The 20,644-nt window shown below is 63.4% G+C and carries 18 protein-coding genes; 12 read left to right on the top strand and 6 right to left on the bottom strand.

Going from position 1 to position 20,644, the window contains the following annotated elements; genetic code table 11:
* Positions 1 to 1,596: cation:proton antiporter (locus tag Q7U29_RS04545; protein ID WP_304738980.1), on the top strand; the 1,596-nt coding region annotated here is incomplete at its 5' end.
* 22 nt (positions 1,597 to 1,618) lie between these two features.
* Here the strand turns inward: Q7U29_RS04545 and Q7U29_RS04540 are convergent.
* Positions 1,619 to 2,824, bottom strand: coding sequence for an HWE histidine kinase domain-containing protein (locus Q7U29_RS04540; protein ID WP_304738978.1), 1,206 nt, complete (start codon positions 2,822 to 2,824; stop codon positions 1,619 to 1,621).
* A 385-nt stretch (positions 2,825 to 3,209) separates the two neighbouring features.
* Between Q7U29_RS04540 and Q7U29_RS04535 the strand changes: the two genes are divergently transcribed.
* Both Q7U29_RS04535 and Q7U29_RS04530 read left to right on the top strand, forming a co-directional pair.
* Positions 3,210 to 4,022, top strand: a complete 813-nt coding sequence (locus tag Q7U29_RS04535; protein ID WP_304738976.1) for a transglutaminase family protein — start codon at positions 3,210 to 3,212, stop codon at positions 4,020 to 4,022.
* Positions 4,023 to 4,137: 115 nt separating this feature from the next.
* Positions 4,138 to 4,410: a GIY-YIG nuclease family protein gene (locus tag Q7U29_RS04530; protein ID WP_304738987.1), complete on the top strand. Its 273-nt coding sequence runs from the start codon at positions 4,138 to 4,140 to the stop codon at positions 4,408 to 4,410.
* Positions 4,411 to 4,516: 106 nt separating this feature from the next.
* Here Q7U29_RS04530 and Q7U29_RS04525 read toward each other — a convergent pair whose 3' ends face one another.
* The 4 genes from Q7U29_RS04525 to Q7U29_RS04510 all read right to left on the bottom strand — a co-directional run bounded on the left by Q7U29_RS04525 (position 4,517) and on the right by Q7U29_RS04510 (position 10,003).
* A complete protein-coding gene (locus Q7U29_RS04525; protein ID WP_304738974.1) occupies positions 4,517 to 5,194 on the bottom strand; it encodes a spermidine synthase in 678 nt (225 codons plus the stop codon).
* Positions 5,195 to 5,266: 72 nt separating this feature from the next.
* A complete protein-coding gene (locus Q7U29_RS04520) occupies positions 5,267 to 6,685 on the bottom strand; it encodes a hypothetical protein (RefSeq protein ID WP_304738972.1) in 1,419 nt (472 codons plus the stop codon).
* Positions 6,686 to 6,822: 137 nt separating this feature from the next.
* Positions 6,823 to 9,207: a PAS domain S-box protein gene (locus Q7U29_RS04515; protein ID WP_304738970.1), complete on the bottom strand. Its 2,385-nt coding sequence runs from the start codon at positions 9,205 to 9,207 to the stop codon at positions 6,823 to 6,825.
* Positions 9,208 to 9,361: 154 nt separating this feature from the next.
* Entirely contained in the window at positions 9,362 to 10,003 is a 642-nt protein-coding gene (locus Q7U29_RS04510) for a trans-aconitate 2-methyltransferase (RefSeq protein WP_304738968.1), read from the bottom strand.
* A 41-nt stretch (positions 10,004 to 10,044) separates the two neighbouring features.
* On the opposite strand from Q7U29_RS04510, the gene Q7U29_RS04505 reads away from it, so the two are divergent.
* Both Q7U29_RS04505 and Q7U29_RS04500 read left to right on the top strand, forming a co-directional pair.
* Positions 10,045 to 10,857, top strand: coding sequence for a nucleoside phosphorylase (locus Q7U29_RS04505; protein ID WP_304738966.1), 813 nt, complete (start codon positions 10,045 to 10,047; stop codon positions 10,855 to 10,857).
* Positions 10,858 to 10,995: 138 nt separating this feature from the next.
* Positions 10,996 to 11,349: a DsrE/DsrF/TusD sulfur relay family protein gene (locus Q7U29_RS04500; RefSeq protein ID WP_304738964.1), complete on the top strand. Its 354-nt coding sequence runs from the start codon at positions 10,996 to 10,998 to the stop codon at positions 11,347 to 11,349.
* Between the two features lie 227 nt (positions 11,350 to 11,576).
* Here the strand turns inward: Q7U29_RS04500 and Q7U29_RS04495 are convergent, their stop codons facing one another.
* A complete protein-coding gene (locus Q7U29_RS04495) occupies positions 11,577 to 12,353 on the bottom strand; it encodes an SDR family oxidoreductase (RefSeq protein ID WP_304738962.1) in 777 nt (258 codons plus the stop codon).
* Positions 12,354 to 12,668: 315 nt separating this feature from the next.
* Between Q7U29_RS04495 and Q7U29_RS04490 the strand changes: the two genes are divergently transcribed.
* The 7 genes from Q7U29_RS04490 to Q7U29_RS04460 all read left to right on the top strand — a co-directional run bounded on the left by Q7U29_RS04490 (position 12,669) and on the right by Q7U29_RS04460 (position 20,509).
* The gene (locus Q7U29_RS04490) at positions 12,669 to 13,649 is read left to right on the top strand and encodes a 3-hydroxyacyl-CoA dehydrogenase (RefSeq protein ID WP_304738960.1); all 981 of its coding nucleotides are present in this window, start codon (positions 12,669 to 12,671) and stop codon (positions 13,647 to 13,649) included.
* Positions 13,650 to 13,727: 78 nt separating this feature from the next.
* On the top strand, positions 13,728 to 14,651 hold the full coding sequence (locus Q7U29_RS04485) for a 3-keto-5-aminohexanoate cleavage protein (protein ID WP_304738958.1): 924 nt from the start codon (positions 13,728 to 13,730) through the stop codon (positions 14,649 to 14,651).
* Positions 14,652 to 14,940: 289 nt separating this feature from the next.
* Positions 14,941 to 16,539 (top strand): ABC transporter substrate-binding protein, encoded by a 1,599-nt coding sequence (locus Q7U29_RS04480; RefSeq protein WP_304738956.1) that lies wholly within the window; start codon positions 14,941 to 14,943, stop codon positions 16,537 to 16,539.
* 116 nt (positions 16,540 to 16,655) lie between these two features.
* Complete coding sequence (locus Q7U29_RS04475; protein ID WP_304738954.1) at positions 16,656 to 17,603, top strand: ABC transporter permease; 948 nt, start codon at positions 16,656 to 16,658, stop codon at positions 17,601 to 17,603.
* Between the two features lie 10 nt (positions 17,604 to 17,613).
* Positions 17,614 to 18,507, top strand: coding sequence for an ABC transporter permease (locus tag Q7U29_RS04470; RefSeq protein ID WP_304738952.1), 894 nt, complete (start codon positions 17,614 to 17,616; stop codon positions 18,505 to 18,507).
* Entirely contained in the window at positions 18,507 to 19,520 is a 1,014-nt protein-coding gene (locus Q7U29_RS04465; RefSeq protein ID WP_370691696.1) for an ABC transporter ATP-binding protein, read from the top strand. The genes Q7U29_RS04470 and Q7U29_RS04465 overlap by 1 nt, the downstream gene beginning before the upstream one ends.
* The gene (locus Q7U29_RS04460; RefSeq protein ID WP_304738950.1) at positions 19,517 to 20,509 is read left to right on the top strand and encodes an ABC transporter ATP-binding protein; all 993 of its coding nucleotides are present in this window, start codon (positions 19,517 to 19,519) and stop codon (positions 20,507 to 20,509) included. Before Q7U29_RS04465 ends, Q7U29_RS04460 begins: the two co-directional genes overlap by 4 nt.
* Positions 20,510 to 20,644: the final 135 nt, after the last annotated feature.

Genomic DNA, 20,644 nt, shown 5'->3' with positions numbered 1-20,644 from the left:
GCCAGGAACGTGGCCGGTATCGCCGAACTCGGCGTGGTGTTCCTGTTGTTCATTATCGGCATGGAGCTGTCCTTTGAACGCCTGAAGACCATGCGCCGGCTGGTGTTCGGGCTGGGAAGCCTGCAAATCATCCTTTCCGCTGCCGTGATCGGCGGCATCGCCAGCCTGTACGGCAGCCCGCCCACGGTATCGGTCATCCTCGGTGCGTGCCTTGCGTTGTCCTCGACCGCGATCGTCATCGAGGTGCTTTCCAACCATGGCCGGCTTGCCACCACCGCCGGCCGAGCCAGTTTCGCCGTCCTGCTGGCGCAAGACCTCGCGGTCATACCGATGCTGCTCCTGGTCTCCATCATGGGCAGCCGTTCCGGCGACTCGGTCATGACCCATCTCGGCTTTGCGCTGGTGAATGCGACGCTGGCCGTTGCCGCGATCGTGATCGTCGGCCGCCTGCTGTTGCGACCGTTGTTTCGGCTGGTGGCTTCCACCGCCTCGCATGAGTTGTTTGTGGCGGCGGCGCTGTTCGTGATCATCGGCGCCGGTGTCGCTGCAGCCGCGGCCGGACTTTCGATGGCACTGGGAGCGTTCATCGCGGGGCTGCTGCTTTCCGAAACCGAGTTCCGCAAGGCAATCGAAACCACCATCGGTCCCTTCAAGGGACTGCTGCTGGGCGTGTTCTTCTTTACCGTCGGCATGAACATCGACGTGCGCGAGCTCGCCCGCGAGCCGCTGCTGCTCTTGGCATCCGTCGCCGGACTCATCGTCATCAAGTCCGTCCTGCTGACCGGCCTCGCCCGGATCTTTCGCCTGTCCTGGTCTGCCGCGATCGAAACCGGTCTTCTGCTCGGCCCCGGCGGCGAGTTCGCCTTCGTCGGCATCGGCCTCGCCACCTCGCTCGGGCTCATCGGCGCCAACGTATCGAGCTTCACCTTGACGGTTACATCGGTCACCATGGCGCTGATCCCGGCGCTGTCGCTGGTCGCGCGGCGGCTGGCGCCGAGATTCCGGGAGCCGAGGGTGCTCGCTCCGGAACTCACCGTGGCGCCGGCCGGCGGCACCGGCCATGCCATCGTCGTCGGCCATGGCCGGGTCGGACAGGTCGTCTGCACCATGCTGGACCGGCACGGCTGTCCCTATCTTGCGGTCGACAATGACGCTGCCGCCGTGCCCGAACAGCGGCGAAGCGGCCGAGAGGTCTACTACGGCGACGCCACGCTGCCGGAATTCCTCAGGACGTGCGGGGTGATGGATGCCAAGGCCGTGATCGTTACGGTTGCCGCGGCGGACGCAATCGACGAAGTCGTGCGACAGGTGCGCGCGCTGCGAAGCGACATCGTGATCGTTTCGCGCGCCCGCGATGCCGACCACGCGCGCCACCTCTATCGAATCGGCGTCACCGACGCCGTGCCTGAAACCATCGAGGCCAGCCTGCAATTGTCGGAAGCGGCATTGATCGGCCTGGGACAGGCCACCGGACTGGTCATCGCCTCGATCCACGAGCGGCGCGACGAGTTCCGGCATGAGTTGCAGCAGGCGGCCGCGCTGACCGGGGATGAACCGACGAATGCGGTTCGGCGGAAGACACTTCGACGGCCTTAGCGCGTGACGACGGCGCCGCCCGTCACGCCGCCGCGATCAGCGAGCCCAGCGGCACGTCCAGCGCGTAGACAAAGCCGGTGGGAGCGTAGCTGAGCTGCACCTGGCCGTTCAATTGCTGGCCGAGCGACTCCATCATCCTTGTACCGAAGCTGCGGCGTTCCGGCGGCTGGACCGGCGGGCCGGCTTTTTCGGTCCAGGTCAGGCGGAGCCGCTGCTTGTCTTCGTCGATGGTCCAGGCGATTTCGACGCGGCCGGCCGGAATCGACAGTGCGCCGAATTTCGTGGTGTTGGTGCAGAGCTCGTTGAACGTCATCGCCAGCGCAATGACGGCGCCCGAGGTGATCCGGATATCCGGCCCGTTGAAATGAAAGCGCCGGGCGCCCTGGCTTTCGAACGGCTCGGTCGCGCCGCTGAACGTATGGGTCAGGCTGGCATTGGACCAGCTGATCTGCATCAGCAGATCATGGGCGCGGCCGAGCGCGGCCAGCCGGCCTTCCATGGCCTGCTGCCCGTGCTCGATGGTGGGCGCGGCGCGAAAGCTTTGCGATGCAATGGCGCTGACGGTGGCGAGCGTATTCTTGATGCGATGATGCAGTTCGCCCAGGATCAGCTTCTGCAGCTTGTCGGCGGCCTCGCGCTCCTTGGCGTCGATGCCGGCCTGCGCCAGCAGTACTTTGGCGTCGATGCCTGCCTGTTCGAGCAGCACCCGAAGGCTGTCGTTCTCGGCCGACAACACTGCCTCGTGCGCCGAGAGCGGCGGCTCGAGCGGCGCTGCCTTGTGAACTGGCGCCACCGTGTGAACGATCTCCTCCGCCGGCAGAACGACCGGTCTTGGAACGATCTTGAGCGCACCAACACCCACCATGGTCTGCAATTCGGTGATCATTTGCTGCATACCCAGCGGCTTGCCGAAGAAGCGGCTGTCTGTCGGCCTTTCCGCCTCGGATGGTTTCACCTGGCCGGAGACCAGGATGATCTTGATGCCGGGCCAGCGGTTGTGCACGGTGTGGGCCAGCTTGAGGCCGTCCATGGTTCCGGGCATCTGGATGTCGGTGAACAACAGAGAAATGTCCGAGCGGGATTCGAGGATCGACATCGCCTCGTCGGCATTGACGGCCTCGACCGAGTGGAAGCCGGCATCCTCCACGATATCGACCGCGCGCATCCGCAGCATCATTTCGTCCTCGACGATGAGGACGTTCGGCACGTCGGTTGAGTTCGCGGACATGGACAGCTTCACTCTTGCTCGATGTGCCGATGAAAGATCGACATGGGAAAGTCGATTACTGCGCGCATCGCGCGCCAATAGCGAGCTAAATCAAAGCAGGGCGTGCCTGCGCACGGAACCATAGCCGTCCCAGAAGATTATGGTCTTGGCGATAATGTTACGCCCGGCGTGACGCCGCCGGGGAACGGCGGGCAACAAGGTTTGCTTGCGCAGTTGCATTGCGGGCAGGCGCGTGAAATCCGGCTGACGGCTTGTATTCGACGGATGCGGTAGCCATTTCGTGAAGATGGCCGTATTGGGCGGACGCGATTGATCGCGCCGCCGGCTTCAAGCGACAGAGCGTGTCGGGCAAATTTCAGAAAACCATAGCATCGGGGTAATCAGTTTGAAGATCCGCGTCGGTTACGAGATAATTTACGAGTTTCCGCAACCCACGCCTGTCATCATGGTGCTGGGTGCGCATTTCACGCGGGCGTCCGACGTCATCATTCCCGATTTTCTGACCGTCAGCCCGTCGGTCGAGATCACGCCCTATCGCGACGGCTTCGGTAACTGGTGCAGCCGCATCGTCGCACCGGCTGGCCGCGTGCGGCTGGCTGCCGACGGCATGGTTCGCGACAGCGGCCAGCCCGACCCGATCGTGCGTTTGGCCCTTCAGCATGCGGTGGAAGACCTGCCGGCGGAGACCCTGGTCTATCTGCTCGGCAGCCGCTATTGCGAAACCGACCGGTTGTCCGACGTAGCCTGGCGGATGTTCGAAAAGACGCCACCGGGCTGGGCGCGGGTTCAGGCGATCTGCGATTTCGTTCACAACCACATCAAGTTCGGCTATGAGCACGCCCGCGCCACCAAGACCGCGGCGGAAGCGTTCGATGAAGGCAAGGGCGTCTGCCGCGACTATGCCCACCTCGCCATCACCTTCTGCCGCTGCATGAATATTCCGGCGCGCTATTGCACCGGCTATCTCGGCGACATCGGCACGCCAAAGCCCTGGGCAGCCGGCGATTTCGCCGGCTGGTTCGAGGCCTATCTCGGCGGCCACTGGCACACCTTCGACCCCCGGAACAACATTCCGCGGATCGGCAGGATCCTGATCGCGCAGGGCCGCGATGCCTCCGACGTGCCGATCACCCAGACGTTCGGGCCGAACACGCTGGTGAGTTTCAAGGTCTGGACCGACGAGGTCGAAGAGACTTGATGCTGCTGACGGTTGCTCGTTTGCGAGCCACAAATGATACTGTCATCGCCCGGCTTGACCGGGCGACCCGGTATCCCAGAGACCGCAGATGGGAGCACGTAGTTTCTAGGTCCATATCCTGGCCAGCCGCATCGGCGGCACGCTTTATATCGGCGTAACCAACGATCTCGTTCGCCGCGTGTACGAACACAAGTCAGGCACTGCCGAAAGCTTCACCAAAGATTACGATGTGGATCGGCTGGTCTACTTCGAGTGCTTCGAAGACATTGAAGCTGCCATTCATCGTGAGAAGCGGCTGAAGAAATGGAGGCGGGCTTGGAAGATTGCGTTGATCGAGAAGGACGATCCAAACTGGATTGATCTTTATCCTGAGGTCGCCGGAGGATGAAGACGCGTCGGCTTTAGTTCTTTAGTCTAGCCGAGAGGCCTCTGGAATACTGGGTCGCCCGGTCAAGCCGGGCGATGACAATATCATCTTGTGCGGCATCGCCGCTCTAAACCTTCCTGGTCGCGAACCAGATCAGATGGCGCGCGCCGCCGCGCCTGGTGGTGGCGCGCACCGCGACTTCATTCACCTCGAAGCCGGCACCACGCAGCCGTTTGGAAAAAGCCGGGTGCGGCCCCGACGACCAGACCGCGAGCACGCCGCCTGGCTTCAACGCCCGATGGATCGCCGTCAGCCCCTTCGCGTCGTACAGAGCGTCATTGGCCTTGCGGATCAGCCCTTCCGGGCCGTTGTCGACATCGAGCAGGATGGCGTCAAACGCCCCAGGTTTCGACGCGATCACCTCGATCACATCGGCGCTCAGGATTTTCGCTCTGGGATCGTCGAGGCTGTCGCCGAAGATCCCGGCCATCGGCCCGCGCGCCCAGGCGATCACGGCCGGCAGCAGTTCGGCCACCGTGATCCGCGCTTTCGGCCCCAGCACCGCGAGTGCTGCGCGCAGCGTAAAGCCCATGCCCAGCCCGCCGATCAACAGATGCGGCGCCCTGACCGCCTCCAGCCTCCGGCAGGCCAGCGTGGCGAGCGCCTCCTCCGATCCGGAGAGGCGGCTGCTCATCAGCTCGTTCTGGCCGAGCTTCATGGAGAATTCGTTGCCGCGCTGCATCAGACGCAGTTCGACGTCCGAGCCCGGCACGCTTGTCGTATCGATTTGCTTCCACGGAATCATCCCAAGGCTTTTACGCCGCTTTGGCTGCCCTGTGCAAAGCCGCGGGAAGCAAGCGAGGCTCAGGCGCCTCTGCTACGGACCGATCGGACAAGTGCCGGGCTTTTGGCAAGGTACAGGAGCAACCCGGGTGGTCGCAGTCGCCTCTCCGGAGGCCGGACCTTCGGTTCCATTGACGATGGTCGAGACGCGCCAGCGGTACGCGGTTTGCGGCGTCAGCCCCGAATCGGCGAAACTCGGACCAGTCGCATCGCCCACCGCCGCAAAGGGGCCGTCGGCACCGGCGCGAAAGACGCGATAGCCGGCGGTTCCCGCTTGCGGTGTCCACGCCAGGGCCGCGCTGGTGTCTGTGATGTCGACCACCGCGAGCCGGTCCGGCGCCACGGTCGGTGCCGGTGCAGCGACGATCGCGGGCGCGGCGCTTGCCGTCAGCGCGTCGAGCATCGCCTTGATCGTCCTGATTTGCGCGCCGGATTTGGTCACGTAGCTGTCGTCGTAGTCGACGTAACCCCACAGATCCCAGCACCCCTGCGGATTGTACGGCCAGGGTCCGCTCGCGGCGACCGTCTGCGGATAAAGCACGATCAGGCGATTGGTATCTGCCCAGGCATTGTACCCGGCATGATCGATGAAACGCTTCTGGATATCGTCGACCGTCTGCCTGCAACCGTGCAAGGCGATATGGACCCCGCATGCCTCGCCATCCGCACATGATTTTGGCACGAACACATAGCCGGTCTCGCCCAGGCTGATCCGGCTGAGGCTCGCGGGTTTGGCGTAGACCGACTGATCGAAGGACTTGATCGTGCCGGTCAATGGGCCCTGTCGGGGAGGATTCAACGCGCCGTAAATATGCTGCAGGATGATTCCGGCCTGATCATAGCCGCATTGGCCGATGAACGGGCCGACGTTGGCCTGGCATGCGCCAAGATCGATTCGCGGCGGATCCTGGGCGACGACCAGCGAATGACCGGCGCCGATCGTCGTCTGGTAGAACAGATTGCCGCGGTTGGCCTCTCCGAGATAGTGGCGGTAAAAGCCGGCCGCAGCGTCGGTGACGGGCCGCGCCACCTTGTCATCGTTATAGCCGTGGAACAGGTAGATCTTCTGCCGACCCAGCAACTGCAGCGAGTCGATCGCGCCGGAAGCCGATTTGGAGTCGGCCTTGGCGAAGAACTCGCTGAGATCGGACAGCGGTCCGGACAGGCAGACGCCGGTCGCGTTCGAAAGCGCCGACCAGTAGCTGAGCCAGCTTTTGGCCTTCGCGCACCAATAAGGGCCGCCGGCGACGACGCCCACGCCCCTGATCACCGACGACCAGGCAGTTCCGAACTGGACCGCCATGAACGCGCCGGACGAGACGCCCGATATCGAGCTTTCGCGGATGTCGGCGTTGTAGCCTGACAGTTTTGCGGGTTGAGCCAGCGCCGGGCCGGCCATCCACGCCACGCAGCCAAGCACGATAGCTGTCCGGCGCAACCTTGCAACGTTCACGAAACCCTCCTGGGCGTGCGAACAATCATGTGTCGATTATCCCAGCATCCCGCTGTCGCCATCAAGCGTGATCTTGAATGCCGTCATTCTCGTCGCGTGCCCGACTCGATTTCATCCAGGGGCCGGCGGAGTCAACCTCACACCCGCCGCTCGGAAATCGCCTTTCGCAGTGTCCGCGATAGCGATTCCACCGAATATGGCTTCTGGATCAGCTCAAACCCGCGATGGGCATTGTCGGCGAGAACGCTGCTGTATCCGCTGGTCAGCACCACCGGCAGGCCCGGATAGCGATCGCGAATGATGTTGGCGAGTTCGACGCCGTTCATGCCGGGCATGATGACATCCGAGAACACCAGATCGAAGGTGAGCTCATCCTCGGCCAGCGCGGCGAGAGCGTCGCCGGCATTGGCGGCCCATTTGATGGCGTAGCCGAGATCCCTCAGCAATTCGGTGGAAAAACGTCCGACCTCTTCATCGTCTTCCACCACCAGAACGCAATGCCCGCGCCCGCTCATCGCGGCTTCCGCACCGACCGCGGCGATCTCCGCGCCCTTCGCCAGACGTTCGGCCTGAGGCAGATAGATGGTGAAAGTGGCGCCCTTGCCGGGCGTACTCGTGACATTGATTTCGCCACCCGACTGCTTGGCAAAGCCGAGCGCCTGACTGAGGCCGAGGCCGGTGCCCTTGCCGACATCCTTGGTCGTGAAGAACGGCTCGAAGATGACTTCCAGCATGTCGGCCGGGATCCCGGATCCGCTATCGGTGACGGAAACGGCGACGAACCGGCCGTCGCGGCGCGCCTGACCGCGCAGCGCCGGAATGGCATCGACCACATCGGCGTGGATGACGAGACTGCCCTCTCCCGCCATGGCATCGCGGGCATTGACCGCGAGATTGACCAGCGCGGTTTCGAACTGCGCGACGTCGGCGGTGGCAAGACACGGAGGATCGCAAAGCTCGACATCGATCTGGATACGGCCGCCCATCAGCGGGCGGATCAGCTGCGCGATGGTTTCGACCTGCGAGCCGACGTCGAACACCTGTGGCGACAGCGGCTGCCGCCGGGCAAAGGCCAAAAGCTGGCCGGTCAGCTTGGACGCGCGATCGACCGTGTCCGAAATCGCATCGACGTAACGGCGGCGCCGGTCCTCGCCGAGATCGCGGCGGCGCAGGAAGTCGGTCGCCGAGCGAATGATGGTGAGCAGGTTGTTGAAATCATGGGCGACGCCGCCGGTCAGCTGGCCGATCGCATCCATCTTCTGGGAGTGGCGCAGCGCCTCCTCGGCCTGCCGCCGCTCGGTGATGTCGACGGCCTCGGGCAGGACCGCGGAGACGACGCCGTGCTGATCGAACACCGGGCGCATGGTGAAATCGAAGAAGCGTTCGCCGGCGGGAAGATCGAGCTGCATTTCCCTCCGCACGCTCTCGCCTCGCAGCACCGTTGCAAAGGCCTCCATCACGATGTCGCGCATTCCCTCCGTCGCTGCAAACCAGGGTGAATCCCAAAACGGTTTTCCGGCAACGTCCCATATGCTGGCCCGGATACCGGCCAGCGACGTCGCATTGGCGTAGAGAACGTTTCCCTGCAGGTCCAGCAGTCCCTGGTACTGATTGCTGGTTTCGAATATCGTGCGCATCTGCGCTTCGTTTGACTGAAGCTGCGAGGTGCGTTCCGCGATCCGCTGCTCCAGCGTTTCGTTGAGATTTCGAAGCTCGAATTCGGCTTCCTTGGCGACCGTCACATCGTGGGCGACGCCGATGAAGCCGATATGTTTTCCGGTCGGATCCCAGCGCGGCTGCGATTCCGATCGCATCCAGCGCCATTGCCCGTCGGCCCGGCGATACCGCCCTTCCAGCACGAATGGCTTGAGCGTTGCTTCCCCGGCAACACTCTCCTTCACAATGCGTTGCACATCGTCCGGATGCAGGATGGTCCGCCAATCGAACGCCAGCCCCTGCTCGTAAGGCACGCCGAGAAATTCGAGGTAAGCCTGGTTGGCAAAGGCACGGGTGCGATTGATCTTGGTGACCCACATCGGCACCGGCGCGCTGTTGGCGATCAGGCGGAACCTTTCCTCGCTCTCGCGCAGTGTCTCCTTGGCAATGGCCAGATCGGTGATGTCGATGTGAGCGCCCACCAGCCGCAGGGCAGCGCCGTCGGGATCGCGCTCGATCCGGGCCTCGGTGGCGATCCAGCGCACCTGTCCATCGTTAGGCCTGATGATTCGATACTGCGACGAAAACTGCTCGCCGGTGCCCTTCACCGCATCGATGAATTTCCGCACCGTTCGATCGCGGTCATCAGGATGCAGTCGCGCAATCCAGTCCTGGTGGGTGTCATCCGCGTCCGCCGACAGGCCGTGGATGGCGCGGTATTCGGGGGTCCGGCGCTCGTTTCGAAAGCCGTCCCGCAGGTCGACGGTGACGGCAGCCACCTTGACGACCGGCTCAGAACCGGCCGTTGCGGGTTCCGAAAACGAATTGCTTTCGGTCGCCCGATCCTCATTCCCTGCGCCTGCCATGCTCGCTTCGCCTCGCGACCGGTTTCGGGCACCCTACATTAGGGCTGCCCGGAATTTAAGGCGATGCGGGCTTGCCCGGGTAGTTAACCTCGCGTGACGGGAAAGATGGATTCCGTCAGTTCCTGCAAGGCAATCGCAAGGTTTTCATCCCTGCTCAAGCGGTGCTTCCAACGCGGCCCGTTCGCCGGAAAATGCAAAACTGGAAATGCTGGGTCGAGTTCCATGGCGTGGCATGATCCTGCCTGAGGGAGTCCACCAGCTCAAAACCTTCGCCCAATTCCCCAGCAAGGCTTGCCGCATCGTACCGGTTGACAGGCAGCCCGCTGCATTTTTCCGGACCGTCGAGGGCAAAGGTCCCGATGACGACATGGCCGCCGGGCCTGACCGCCTGTCGCAGACGCGCCACGTAGGCGGAGCGGTCCGCTGGATCGATCAGGAAATGAAAGGCGGCCCGGTCATGCCAGATGTCGAAGCCGTGGGTCGGCTGCCAATTGGTGACGTCGGCGGCGACCCATTCCACTTCGCCCGCGCGGTCGCCGAGTCGCGCCCGGGCGGCGTCAAGCGCGGCTTGCGAAATGTCCAGCACCGTCACGCGCTCGAACCCGCGCGCCAGAAGGCTGTCGACCAGCCGTGACGCGCCGCCGCCGATATCGATGATGGCAGACTCCGGCGCCGGCCGGGCAAGGTCAATCAGTTCCAGCGACGGCGCCGGATTTTCCTGAAACCAGCTGACTTGGTCCTCGCCCTTGGTCGTGTAGACTGTTTCCCAATGGGATTTCCGGTTCGCATCGGTCATGAGCGAATCTCCGCTGGCCGCGTCAAGGGTGAAGATGGCAGATGCTTATACCTCCCATATTGGACAACAAACACACATCTTCGCCATCCGTGTTTGCGCCTTCGGCCCTGCTGCGCGAGGCGCGACGGCAGAAGAAACTTGAAGTTGCCGACGTGCCGAGCGTCTGCATCCTGGACCCCGACGGCGATCTTGTCCGGACGCTCCGCGCCGCAGGAAAAACCCGGCGGTTTCAAAACTGGCCCTGCTACCATACCGAACTTGATTGCTTCTCGCTCGGTGGGCGGGAAGTCGGAATCGTCGGCCGTGTGGTGGGATCGTCGTTCGCCGTACTGGTGGCGGAGGAACTGTTTGCGAGCGGCTGTCGTCTGCTGGTGAGCCTTACTTCGGCCGGGCAAATCGTGCCGTCGGGACCGCCGCCCTATTTCGTGATCATTGACCGCGCATTGCGGGACGAAGGAACCAGTTATCACTATGCGCCGCCCGCCGAATTCGCTGACGCGGACCCGCGACTGGTGGCGGCGGCATGGAAGGCAATATCGGCGCACAAGCCGCGCTGCGTCGTCGGCTCCAGTTGGACCACGGACGCCCCGTTCCGAGAGACCGCGGAAGCCATCGACGCTGCAAGGAACAAGGGTGTCCTCGCGGTCGAGATGGAAGCGGCCGCGCTTTATGCCTTTGCGAGCGCGGCGGGAGCGAGGGTGCTTTGTCTGGCCCATGTGACGAATACGATGGGACAATCCGGCGACGATTTTGAGAAGGGCGAGGCCGACGGTACCAGAGACGCGCTTGCGGTGCTGGACGAGATTGTCGGCGCCATTTGCGCTGAAGCATCCGAACTGCCTGCCGCGAGGTAAGCTCCTTGGGCGCCCGCTTGACCTAAATCAAAAGGAAGAACCCATCACGGCCTAATTTTCAACCTGTCGCGCGCGGCGAAATTGATAGCGCCGATCATGAAGCAGGGATCTGCTATCCGGTTCGGGAACGGCACGTCGATGAAAGGCCTGTTTATCGTCAACGACCCGCCCTACGGCACGGAGCGCGTCTATAATGCGCTGAGGCTCGCGCACGCCCTCGTGAAGAAGGACCCGTCGATGCAGGTAACCGTATTCTTGATGGCGGATGCCGTATTGGCGGGCAAGGCTAATCAAAAGACGCCCGACGGCTACTACAATGTGGAGCGGATGTTGAAACGCGTTCTCAGCAGCCACGGAGCAGTGCTCTTGTGCGGCACCTGCATGGACGCGCGCGGCATTGGTGACGCCGAACTGATACAGGGGGCACGTCGCAGCACGATGGACGAACTCGCCGGCGCAACCATCGAGGCCGACAAGGTGCTGATATTCTAGCGAACGCCGGCTTCCCGGCGGCTGCGCTGTCATCACATCATTCCAGCGGGGCGCGTCCTACCGCAGAGGCTGGGGCAATTCCACGAACGCCAGCCGAATCTGGAAGACCTTGGCCGCCGAGCTGTGCGGAAGCGCCTCTCACTCCGGCCTCATGTTGGGGCACGGGCTGTTTGCCACTCAAGCGGGACCGGTAGCCTCGCGGGCCGTCAATCTTCTTCGATCCCCGCCTATCCCAGCATCTGGGTATCGCCGCACACCGAAATAGCCTGGCCGGAAATCGTCTTGCCGCGCGGGCTGCACATGAACAGGATCTGGTCGGCGATCTGCTCCGGCGTCACATAGTCCTTGATCGAGGTGTAGGAGAACGCCGTGCGCTCCATCTCGGCGTAGGAAATCCCGCGCTGCTGCGCTTTGGCTTCCAGCACCCGGCGCTGCCGGTCGCCGGCGACGAGGCCAGGCAGGATTGCGTTGACGCGGATGTTGTCCGGCCCGAGTTCGATCGACAGCGATTTGGTGAAGCCGATCACGCCCCATTTCGCCGCCGCATAGGGCGTGCGCATGGCAAAGCCGAGCCGGCCGGCCGCCGAGGAAATATTGACGATCGAGGCGTTCGGGCTCTTGCGCAGATGCGGCACGGCAAGGCGGGTGCAGTTGAACTGCCCGGTCAGGCAGATTTCCAGGCAGCGGTCCCAGTCTTCCGGATTCATCTCCTCGACCTTGGCCGTCGGTCCGGCGACGCCGGCATTGTTGACCAGCACGTCGAGGCCACCGAGTTTTGCCACAGCTTCCGCGAACAGTTTTTGCACGGCCGCGCGGTTGGAAACATCGCAGGGCGTCGATGTGATGGCGGGATCGCTGGAGGCCAGTTCGGACAGCGCGATTTCATCGACATCGCAGGTATGAACTCTGGCGCCTTCGGCTGCAAAACGCCGGGCAATGGCGCGCCCGATGCCGTTGGCACCGGCGGTTACCAGCACGCGCAAGCCCTTGAGTTCGAGATCCATGGTCACTCCGCGATGTCGTTGGAAGATATCAGCCGGCAAGTCCGCCGCGCGAAAGAATGAAATCCGCGGCACCGTTGCCGGCCCTGGATTTTCGAGAGGGGACTCGACAACGGTCCGGACTTTTGCGAGCCTAATTGTGATCACAGATCACGGCAAGCGAGACAACGCGCTTTTCGAGCGAACAACAGCGCGCTCGCCCGTCGCTCGGGCGATGTGCGGGTGCTGTTGCTCGACGAACCCTCCGAGGGCCCTCGGGCCTGCAATTGTTGGCGCAAGGTGCTCTGGCTGTGAGACCAAGGTTTGTGAGAGCAGAAAATGGCCAATACTGAACGCAATGTCGCCATCGTCGGCTGCGGCCTGATCGGGCGCGCCTGGGCCACGATCTTCGCCCGCGCCGGATGGAACGCGCGGCTGACCGACCCGCATGTTCCGACCCTGAAGGCGGCGCCCCGCCTGATCCGCGACGAACTGCACGCGCTGGCGCGTCACGGTCTTTGCGACGATCCCGACGGCGCGGTGGCGCGGGTCTCGATCGCGGCCAGCCTGCAGGAAGCCCTGCTCGACGTCGAATTCGTCCAGGAGAACGGGCCGGAGATCGTCGAGGACAAGAAGACCATCTTCGCCCAGCTCGACAAGCTCGCCCCGCCGAACGCGCTGCTGGTGTCATCGACCTCGGCCATCACGGCATCGCGCTTCACCGAAGCGCTGCCGGGCCGGGCGCGTTGCCTGGTCGGCCATCCCGTCAACCCGCCGCATCTGGTGCCGCTGGTCGAACTGTGCGGCGCGCCGTGGACCTCGCCCGACGCGATCGACCGTGCCCGCACCATCTATCGCGAGATCGGACAAGTACCCGTCACCATCAATCGCGAGATCAACGGCTTTGTCCTGAACCGGTTGCAGGGCGCACTGCTCGCCGAAGCATTTCGCCTGGTCGGCGAAGGCTATATCTCGGCCGAGGATCTCGATCACACCGTGAAGGATGGCCTCGGGTTGCGCTGGTCGTTTCTCGGACCGTTCGAAACCATCGAGCTCAACGCGCCCGGCGGCATCCCCGATTATTGCGCGCGCTATACCGGCTTTTATAAGGAGCTGGCTTCCGCTGCCGCCGGACCCGAAGTCTACCAAAGCCCGAACGTGGATCGGGTGATCGCGGCCTGGCCGCATCAGCCGACGCCGGAACGCATCGCCGAACTGACGCAGCGGCGCAACGAGCGCCTGGCGGCATTGGCCGCGCACAAAGCCAAACAACAAAACGTCGCTCCGGGGCGTCGCGACAGCGACGAACCCGGAGCCTAGAGAGATTCCGGGTTCGCGCTGGCGCGCGCCCCGGAATGACGATTTAGAATCTACCCACTCTAACAAAGTGAGCATCCCATGAGCCGCAAAGTCATCATCACCTGTGCCGTGACCGGCGCGATCCACACCCCCTCGATGTCGAAGGCGCTGCCGGTGACGCCGCAGGAAATCGCCGACGCCGCAGTCGATGCCGCCGAAGCCGGTGCGGCCATCGTGCATCTGCACGCCCGCAATCCGAAGACCGGCCAGCCGGACCAGAGCCCTGAAGCCTTTGCGCCGTTCCTGAAAATCATCAAGCAGCGCTCCAACTGCGTGATCAACCTCACCACCGGCGGCGCGCCGACCATGACGGTGGACGAGCGCGTCCGCCCGGCGGCGGTCTACAAGCCGGAGGTCGCCTCGCTCAACATGGGCTCGATGAACTTTGCGTTTTTCGGCATGCTGAACCGCTTCAAGAAATTCGAGCATGACTGGGAGCTCAAGCACCTGCAGAACAAGGATATCGTATTCCGCAACACCTTCCAGGACATCGAATACGTCCTGAAGACGCTGTCGGAGACCGGCACCCGTTTCGAATTCGAATGCTACGACACCGCGCATCTCTACAACCTCAACTACTTCCTCGAGCAGGGCATGGTGAAGCCGCCGCTGTTCGTGCAGACGGTGTTCGGACTGCAGGGCGGTACCGGTGCACATCCGGAGGATGTGCTGCACATGAAGCGCACCGCCGACCGGCTGTTCGGCGACAAAATGGTGTGGTCGGTGCTCGGCGCCGGGCGCAACCAACTGCCGATCGCGGCGATGGCCGCCGCCATGGGCGGCAACATTCGCGTCGGCCTCGAAGACTCGCTGTGGGCGGCGCCCGGCCGGATGGCGGCCTCGAACGCCGAGCAGGTCACGCTGGCCCGCAAAATCATCGAAGGCCTCGGCCTGCAGGTGGCGACGTCGGACGAGGCCCGCGAAATTCTCGATCTGAAGGGCGGCGACAAGCTGGAAGTCTGACGAGTTCCGGCTAGCGCATCCCGCGCTCTGTCGTCCAGGCCAAGCGAGCAACACGAGCGCAGAGCCGGGACCCATACGCCGCGTTCCAGCTGTAAGGACGCAGGCGGTAGAGACCTTTTGAAGTAACAACCGCCGCGGCGTATGGGTCCCCGCGTCCGCGGGGACGACATCGGGGTGAGGCTGGACCTTTCTCTCCCGCACCCGGCCTTGCCGGTTGCGTCGCCGCGCCGTCATGGCTAACCTCCGCGACAATCGGTCCGCTGAGACTGAATGATCGAGGGAGGGGAATATGTCGGGCGTGCGTACACTTGCGGCGGTGGCGTTGTCTTTATTTGCAGCTTCCAATGTGGCCGTGCTGGCTGCCGAACCCAAGAAGGGCGGTATCCTGAAGGTTCATCACCGCGACAGTCCAGCCAGCGCCTCGATCCATGAGGAGGCTACCTTCTCGGTCAACATTCCCTTCATGGGGATTTTCAACAATCTCGTCATGTACAAACAGGACGTGGCGCAAAACTCCCTCGATTCGATCGTGCCGGATCTCGCGGAAAGCTGGGCCTGGAGCGGTGACGGGAAAAAGCTCAGCTTCAAGCTCAGGCAAGGCGTCAAGTGGCATGACGGCAAACCGTTCACGTCCGCCGACGTCAAATGCACCTTCGACATGGTGATGGGCAAGTCGCAGCAGAAATTCCGCAAGAACCCGCGCAAATCCTGGTACAATGAGGTCGTTGACGTCACGCCGAGCGGCGATTTCGAGGTCGCGTTCAACCTGAAGCGGCCGCAGCCTTCGCTGCTGGCGCTACTCGCTTCCGGCTATACGCCGGTTTATCCCTGCCATGTTTCGCCCGGCGACATGCGCACCAAGCCGGTCGGCACCGGCCCGTTCAAGTTCGTCGAGTTCAAGGCCAACGAATCGATCAAGATCACCCGCAATCCGGACTACTGGAAAAAGGGCCTGCCGCATCTCGACGGCATCGAGTACAATATCGTTCCCAACCTGTCGACCGCCATTCTCGGCTTCATTTCCGGCCAGTTCGACATGACGTTCCCGACCGGGGTGACGATTCCGCTGCTCAAGGATGTCAAGGCGCAGGCGCCGAAGGCGGTGTGTGTCGTCGCACCCAACAACGTCAGCACCAATATCATCGTCAACTCGTCTTCGCCGCCGTTCGACAATCTGGATATTCGTCAGGCGATGGCGCTGACGCTCGACCGCAAGGCCTTTGTCTCGATCCTGTTTGAAGGTCAGGCGGATATCGGCGGTACCATGCTTCCAGCCCCGGGCGGATTGTGGTCCATGCCGAAGGAGATGCTGGAGAAGATTCCGGGTTACGGCCCTGACATCAACGCCAGTCGGGAGGAAGCCCGCAAGCTGATGGCGAAGGCGGGCTATGGACCGGACAAGCGCCTCGCGGTCAAGGTCGCAACCCGCAATATTCCGATTTACCGCGACCCCGCCATCATCCTGATCGACCAGCTCAAGGGTATCTATATCGACGGTGAACTTGAAGTGGTCGAAACCGCCAACTGGTTCTCGAAAGTCGCGCGCAAGGACTACGCGCTCGGCCTCAACCTCACCGGCAATGCCGTCGATGATCCCGACCAGTCGTTCTTCGAGAACTATTCCTGCGGCTCGGAGCGGAACTACACCAACTACTGCAACAAGGAAATCGAGAAGCTGTTCGGCGAGCAGTCGATCGAAGCCGACGTCGCCAAACGCAAAAAGCTGGTCTGGGAAATCGACAAGAAGCTTCAGGAGGACGTCGCCCGCCCGATCATCTACCATGGCCGCTCGGGCTCGTGCTGGCAGCCTCATGTCAAGGGCATCACCATCATGGTGAACAGCTCCTACAACGGCTATCGCTACGAGGATTTGTGGATGGACAAGTAGCGTCTTGAGCCGCACCTCGCGGCAGGACCCGACCGCCAGCCTCTAATATTTGCGCGTATTCCGATCGCAGGCTTGCTATCCACGCTCGCGGAATACGCGCTGACAGGAGCAGCCCGTTGTTTGCCTATATCGTGCGGCGTCTCGTGTTGATGCTCGTGACCCTGTTCGGGATCTCGGTCATCATCTTTGTGCTGCTGCGCATCGTACCCGGCAACATCGTCGACATCCTGTTCGACGCGGCCGGATTCGTCGACCAGGCCGACAAGGCCAACCTGGAGAAGGAGCTCGGGCTCGACCAGTCGATCGTCGTGCAATACATGCAATGGATCGGCGGGCTGCTGCACGGCGACCTCGGCTATTCCTACGTGTCCGAGAAGCCCGCGCTGCAGGAGATCCTGCCGCGGATTCCGATCACCGCAAAGCTGGCCGCCCTCGCATTGTTGTTTTCCGCCTCGATCGGCATTCCACTTGGAGTCATCAGCGCGGTAAAGCAAGGCACCCGGCTCGACTATGCATTGCGGGTCGTCAGCCTGAGCGGCCTGTCGCTGCCCTCGTTCTGGCTCGGCCTCTTGATCCTGATGGCGTCGGTCTCGATGTTCGGGACCATGCCGATCTTCAACCCGAACCCGGCGACCTGGACCGAGGCGTTCGCGATCTACGCCGTCCCGGCGATGGCGGTCGGCTTTCGCAGCGCCGCGCTGACCATGCGGATCACCCGCTCCTCGATGCTGGAAATATTGCGGCAGGATTATATCCGCACCGCCCGCGCCAAGGGGGCGTCCGAGGCCTCCGTCAATTATCACCATGCACTGAAGAACGCCGTGCTGCCCGTTATCACCGTGATCGGCATCGAGGCCGCGTTCCTGATCGGCGGCCTGATCGTCACCGAGACCGTGTTCAACATTCCCGGCGTCGCCCGCTTCCTGGTCGAGGCGATCCGCTGGCGCGACTATCCGATCGTCCAGAACCTGGTGATGCTGATCGCCGTGGTTGTCGTGGTCACGAACTTCACGGTCGACATGCTCTACGCCGCGATCGATCCACGCATTCGCTATACGGATTAGGAGCCAAAGCTTGGCCGTCATCAACTACGATAGCGAACTGCGACGCGCCGGCGCCCATTCGACGCATGGCTGGCGAAAGCTGACGTTCCTGGCGCGGCGCCATATGCTCGGCGCGATCGGCCTCGTCATCATGGTGCTGTTCGTGCTGGCCGCGTTGCTGGCCGATCTCATCGGCCGTTACGATCCGCTCTCCGTCGATTCCCTGCAGCGCCTGGCGCCCCCCAGTGCGCAGCATTGGCTAGGGACCGACGCGTTCGGGCGGGACGTCTGGAGCCGGATCGTCCATGGCGCCCGCATCTCGCTCGCCGTCGGCGTCGGCTCCACCCTGCTCGGCTCCTCGATCGGCGTGATGGTCGGCCTCGCCTCGGGTTATTTGTCCGGCTGGGTCGATCTGGTGTTCCAGCGCATTACCGATATCTTGCAGGCCCTGCCGCTGTTGGTGCTGGCGCTGGTCATGACCGCGGCGCTGGGGCCGTCGCTGCCGAACGTGATCATCGCGATCGCGATCCCGCTGATCCCCACGGTCGCCCGCGTGATCCGCGCCAATACGCTGGCGCTGCGCGAGCTGCCGTTCATCGAGGCCGCAAAATCGATCGGCATGAGCGAAACCCGCATCGCGCTGCGCCACGTGCTGCCCAACACGCTGGCGCCGCTGATCGTGCTGGCGACGGCGCAGCTCGGTTCGACGATTCTCACCGAGGCCTCGCTGTCGTTTCTCGGCCTCGGCATTCCCGAACCCTATCCGTCATGGGGCCGCATGCTGTCGGAATCGGCCGCGGAATATGTCCGTGTCGCGCCGTGGCTGGTGATCTTCCCCGGGATTGCGATCAGCCTTGCGGTATTCGGCACCAATTTGTTCGGCGACGCGCTGCGCGACATCCTCGACCCGAGGCAGCGCGGCTGATGAACGAGGTTCTGGCAGACGATATGGTTCTCGACGTGAAGAACCTGCAAACGGTGTTCTTCACCAATTCCGGGCTGTTCAAGGCGGTCGACGACATCTCGTTCAGCATTCGCCGCGGCGAGACGCTGGCGATCGTCGGCGAATCCGGCTGCGGCAAGAGCGTCACCGCATTGTCGATCATGCGGCTGGTGCCGGATCCGCCGGGCCGGATCGTCGGCGGCTCGGTGGCGCTCGAAGGCACCGACCTGCTCGGCCTCGACGAGGCCGAGATGCGCGCGATCCGCGGCAACCGCATCTCGATGATTTTTCAGGAACCGATGACCTCGCTCAACCCGGTGATCCGGATCGGCGACCAGATTACCGAAGCGGTTCGCTTGCATCGCTCCATCACCCGTAAGGAAGCCTGGGCAAAGGCCGTCGAAATGCTGCGCCTCGTCCGCATCCCGGAACCGGAGCGAAGGGCCACCGAATATCCGCATCAGCTCTCCGGCGGCATGCGCCAGCGCGCCATGATCGCGATGGCGCTGGCGTGCCGGCCGGCGCTACTGATCGCGGACGAGCCGACCACCGCGCTCGATGTTACCATCCAGGCCCAGATCCTGGCGCTGATCGTCGAGTTGCAGAAGGAACTCGGCACCGGGCTGATCCTGATCACCCACGATCTCGGCGTCGTCGCGCAGACCGCGCAGCGCGTCATCGTGATGTATGCCGGCAAGAAGGTCGAGGAAGCCGGCGTCGAGGCGCTGTTCGAAAATCCGAGGCATCCCTACACCCGCGGCCTGATGGCATCGATGCCCGCGGTGGCGACGTTCGGCTCCAACTCCGATGCGCGGCTGGTCGAAATTCCCGGCATGGTCCCGTCGCTGACCAACCTGCCGCCGGGCTGCGCGTTCGCGCCGCGCTGCGCGCTCGCGATCGAACGCTGCCATGCCGAATATCCGCCGTTGCAGGACTGGGGCGACCATCACTTGGCGGCGTGCTGGCGCGCCGCAGAAACGGCGGTGACGCCATGACCGACGCAACGCCGCTGCTCGAGGTCACCGACCTCGTCAAGCATTATGCGGTGCGGGGCGGCGTGCTGCGCCGCCGCGTCGGCACGGTGCATGCCGTGGATGGCATCAGCTTCACGGTCGGCGTCGGCGAAACGCTCGGGATGGTCGGGGAATCCGGCTGCGGCAAATCGACGGTGGCGCGCGCCATCCTGCGGCTGGTCGAGCCGACCAGCGGCAGCATCCGGATCAACGGCCTCGACATCACCCATCTCGGCAAGGCGGATCTGCGCGAGCACCGGCGCTCGATGCAGATCATCTTCCAGGACCCGTTCGCCTCGCTGAATCCGCGCATGACGGCGGGCGATATCGTCGGCGAACCGCTCAGCGTCCATGACCTGGCCAAGGGAGAAAAAAGGCGCGAACGGGTCGCGGAACTGTTCGATCAGGTCGGGCTGCGGGCCGATCAAATGCAGAACTATCCGCACCAGTTCTCCGGCGGCCAGCGCCAGCGCATCTGCATCGCTCGCGCGCTGTCGCTCGGCCCCGATTTGATCGTGTGCGACGAGCCGGTCTCGGCGCTCGACGTCTCGATCCAGGCCCAGGTGATCAACCTCCTGATCGACCTGCAGCGCCGGCACGGCTTTTCCTATCTGTTCATCGCCCACGACCTCGCCGTCGTCGCCCATATCAGCCACCGCGTCGCCGTGATGTATCTCGGCCGCATCGTCGAGATCGCGGAGAAGGCCGAACTGTTCGCCAACCCGAGGCATCCCTATACGCAGGCCCTCCTGGCCTCGGTGCCGGTGGCGGATCCGAAAAAGAAGACGCTGAAGCCGATGATCGACGGCGACGTGCCGAGCCCGATCAATCCGCCCTCCGGCTGCGCATTCCACACTCGCTGCCGCTATGTGATGGACAGGTGCAAGGTGGATACGCCGGTGCTGGCGGAAGCGGGCACAAAACATCAGGTGGCGTGCTGGCTCAATGAGGGAACGGGGCGGAGCCTCTAACTACGTCGTCGTCCCTGCGAACGCAGGGACCCATAACCACAGGTGGTTGTGGTTGTGATTGGTCGTCGAACAGTTTGCTGCATTCGATGGATCACGCGGTATGGGTCCCGGCTCGGCGCTCGCTGGGCCGGGACG

Source organism: Bradyrhizobium sp. (assembly GCF_030654605.1).
Lineage (GTDB): Bacteria > Pseudomonadota > Alphaproteobacteria > Rhizobiales > Xanthobacteraceae > Bradyrhizobium.
Note: the sequence above shows the minus strand (reverse complement) of the source record. Positions and strands in the feature narration are given on the sequence as shown.

Coding starts and splice junctions, on each gene's coding strand:
- Q7U29_RS04510 (WP_304738968.1), bottom strand. CDS start 10,003: ATGACCGATGCGAACCGGAAATCCCATTGGGAAACAGTCTACACGACC.
- Q7U29_RS04480 (WP_304738956.1), top strand. CDS start 14,941: ATGTCGGGCGTGCGTACACTTGCGGCGGTGGCGTTGTCTTTATTTGCA.
- Q7U29_RS04540 (WP_304738978.1), bottom strand. CDS start 2,824: ATGTCCGCGAACTCAACCGACGTGCCGAACGTCCTCATCGTCGAGGAC.
- Q7U29_RS04485 (WP_304738958.1), top strand. CDS start 13,728: ATGAGCCGCAAAGTCATCATCACCTGTGCCGTGACCGGCGCGATCCAC.
- Q7U29_RS04495 (WP_304738962.1), bottom strand. CDS start 12,353: ATGGATCTCGAACTCAAGGGCTTGCGCGTGCTGGTAACCGCCGGTGCC.
- Q7U29_RS04465 (WP_370691696.1), top strand. CDS start 18,507: ATGAACGAGGTTCTGGCAGACGATATGGTTCTCGACGTGAAGAACCTG.
- Q7U29_RS04460 (WP_304738950.1), top strand. CDS start 19,517: ATGACCGACGCAACGCCGCTGCTCGAGGTCACCGACCTCGTCAAGCAT.
- Q7U29_RS04500 (WP_304738964.1), top strand. CDS start 10,996: ATGAAAGGCCTGTTTATCGTCAACGACCCGCCCTACGGCACGGAGCGC.
- Q7U29_RS04525 (WP_304738974.1), bottom strand. CDS start 5,194: ATGATTCCGTGGAAGCAAATCGATACGACAAGCGTGCCGGGCTCGGAC.
- Q7U29_RS04490 (WP_304738960.1), top strand. CDS start 12,669: ATGGCCAATACTGAACGCAATGTCGCCATCGTCGGCTGCGGCCTGATC.
- Q7U29_RS04515 (WP_304738970.1), bottom strand. CDS start 9,207: ATGGCAGGCGCAGGGAATGAGGATCGGGCGACCGAAAGCAATTCGTTT.
- Q7U29_RS04505 (WP_304738966.1), top strand. CDS start 10,045: ATGCTTATACCTCCCATATTGGACAACAAACACACATCTTCGCCATCC.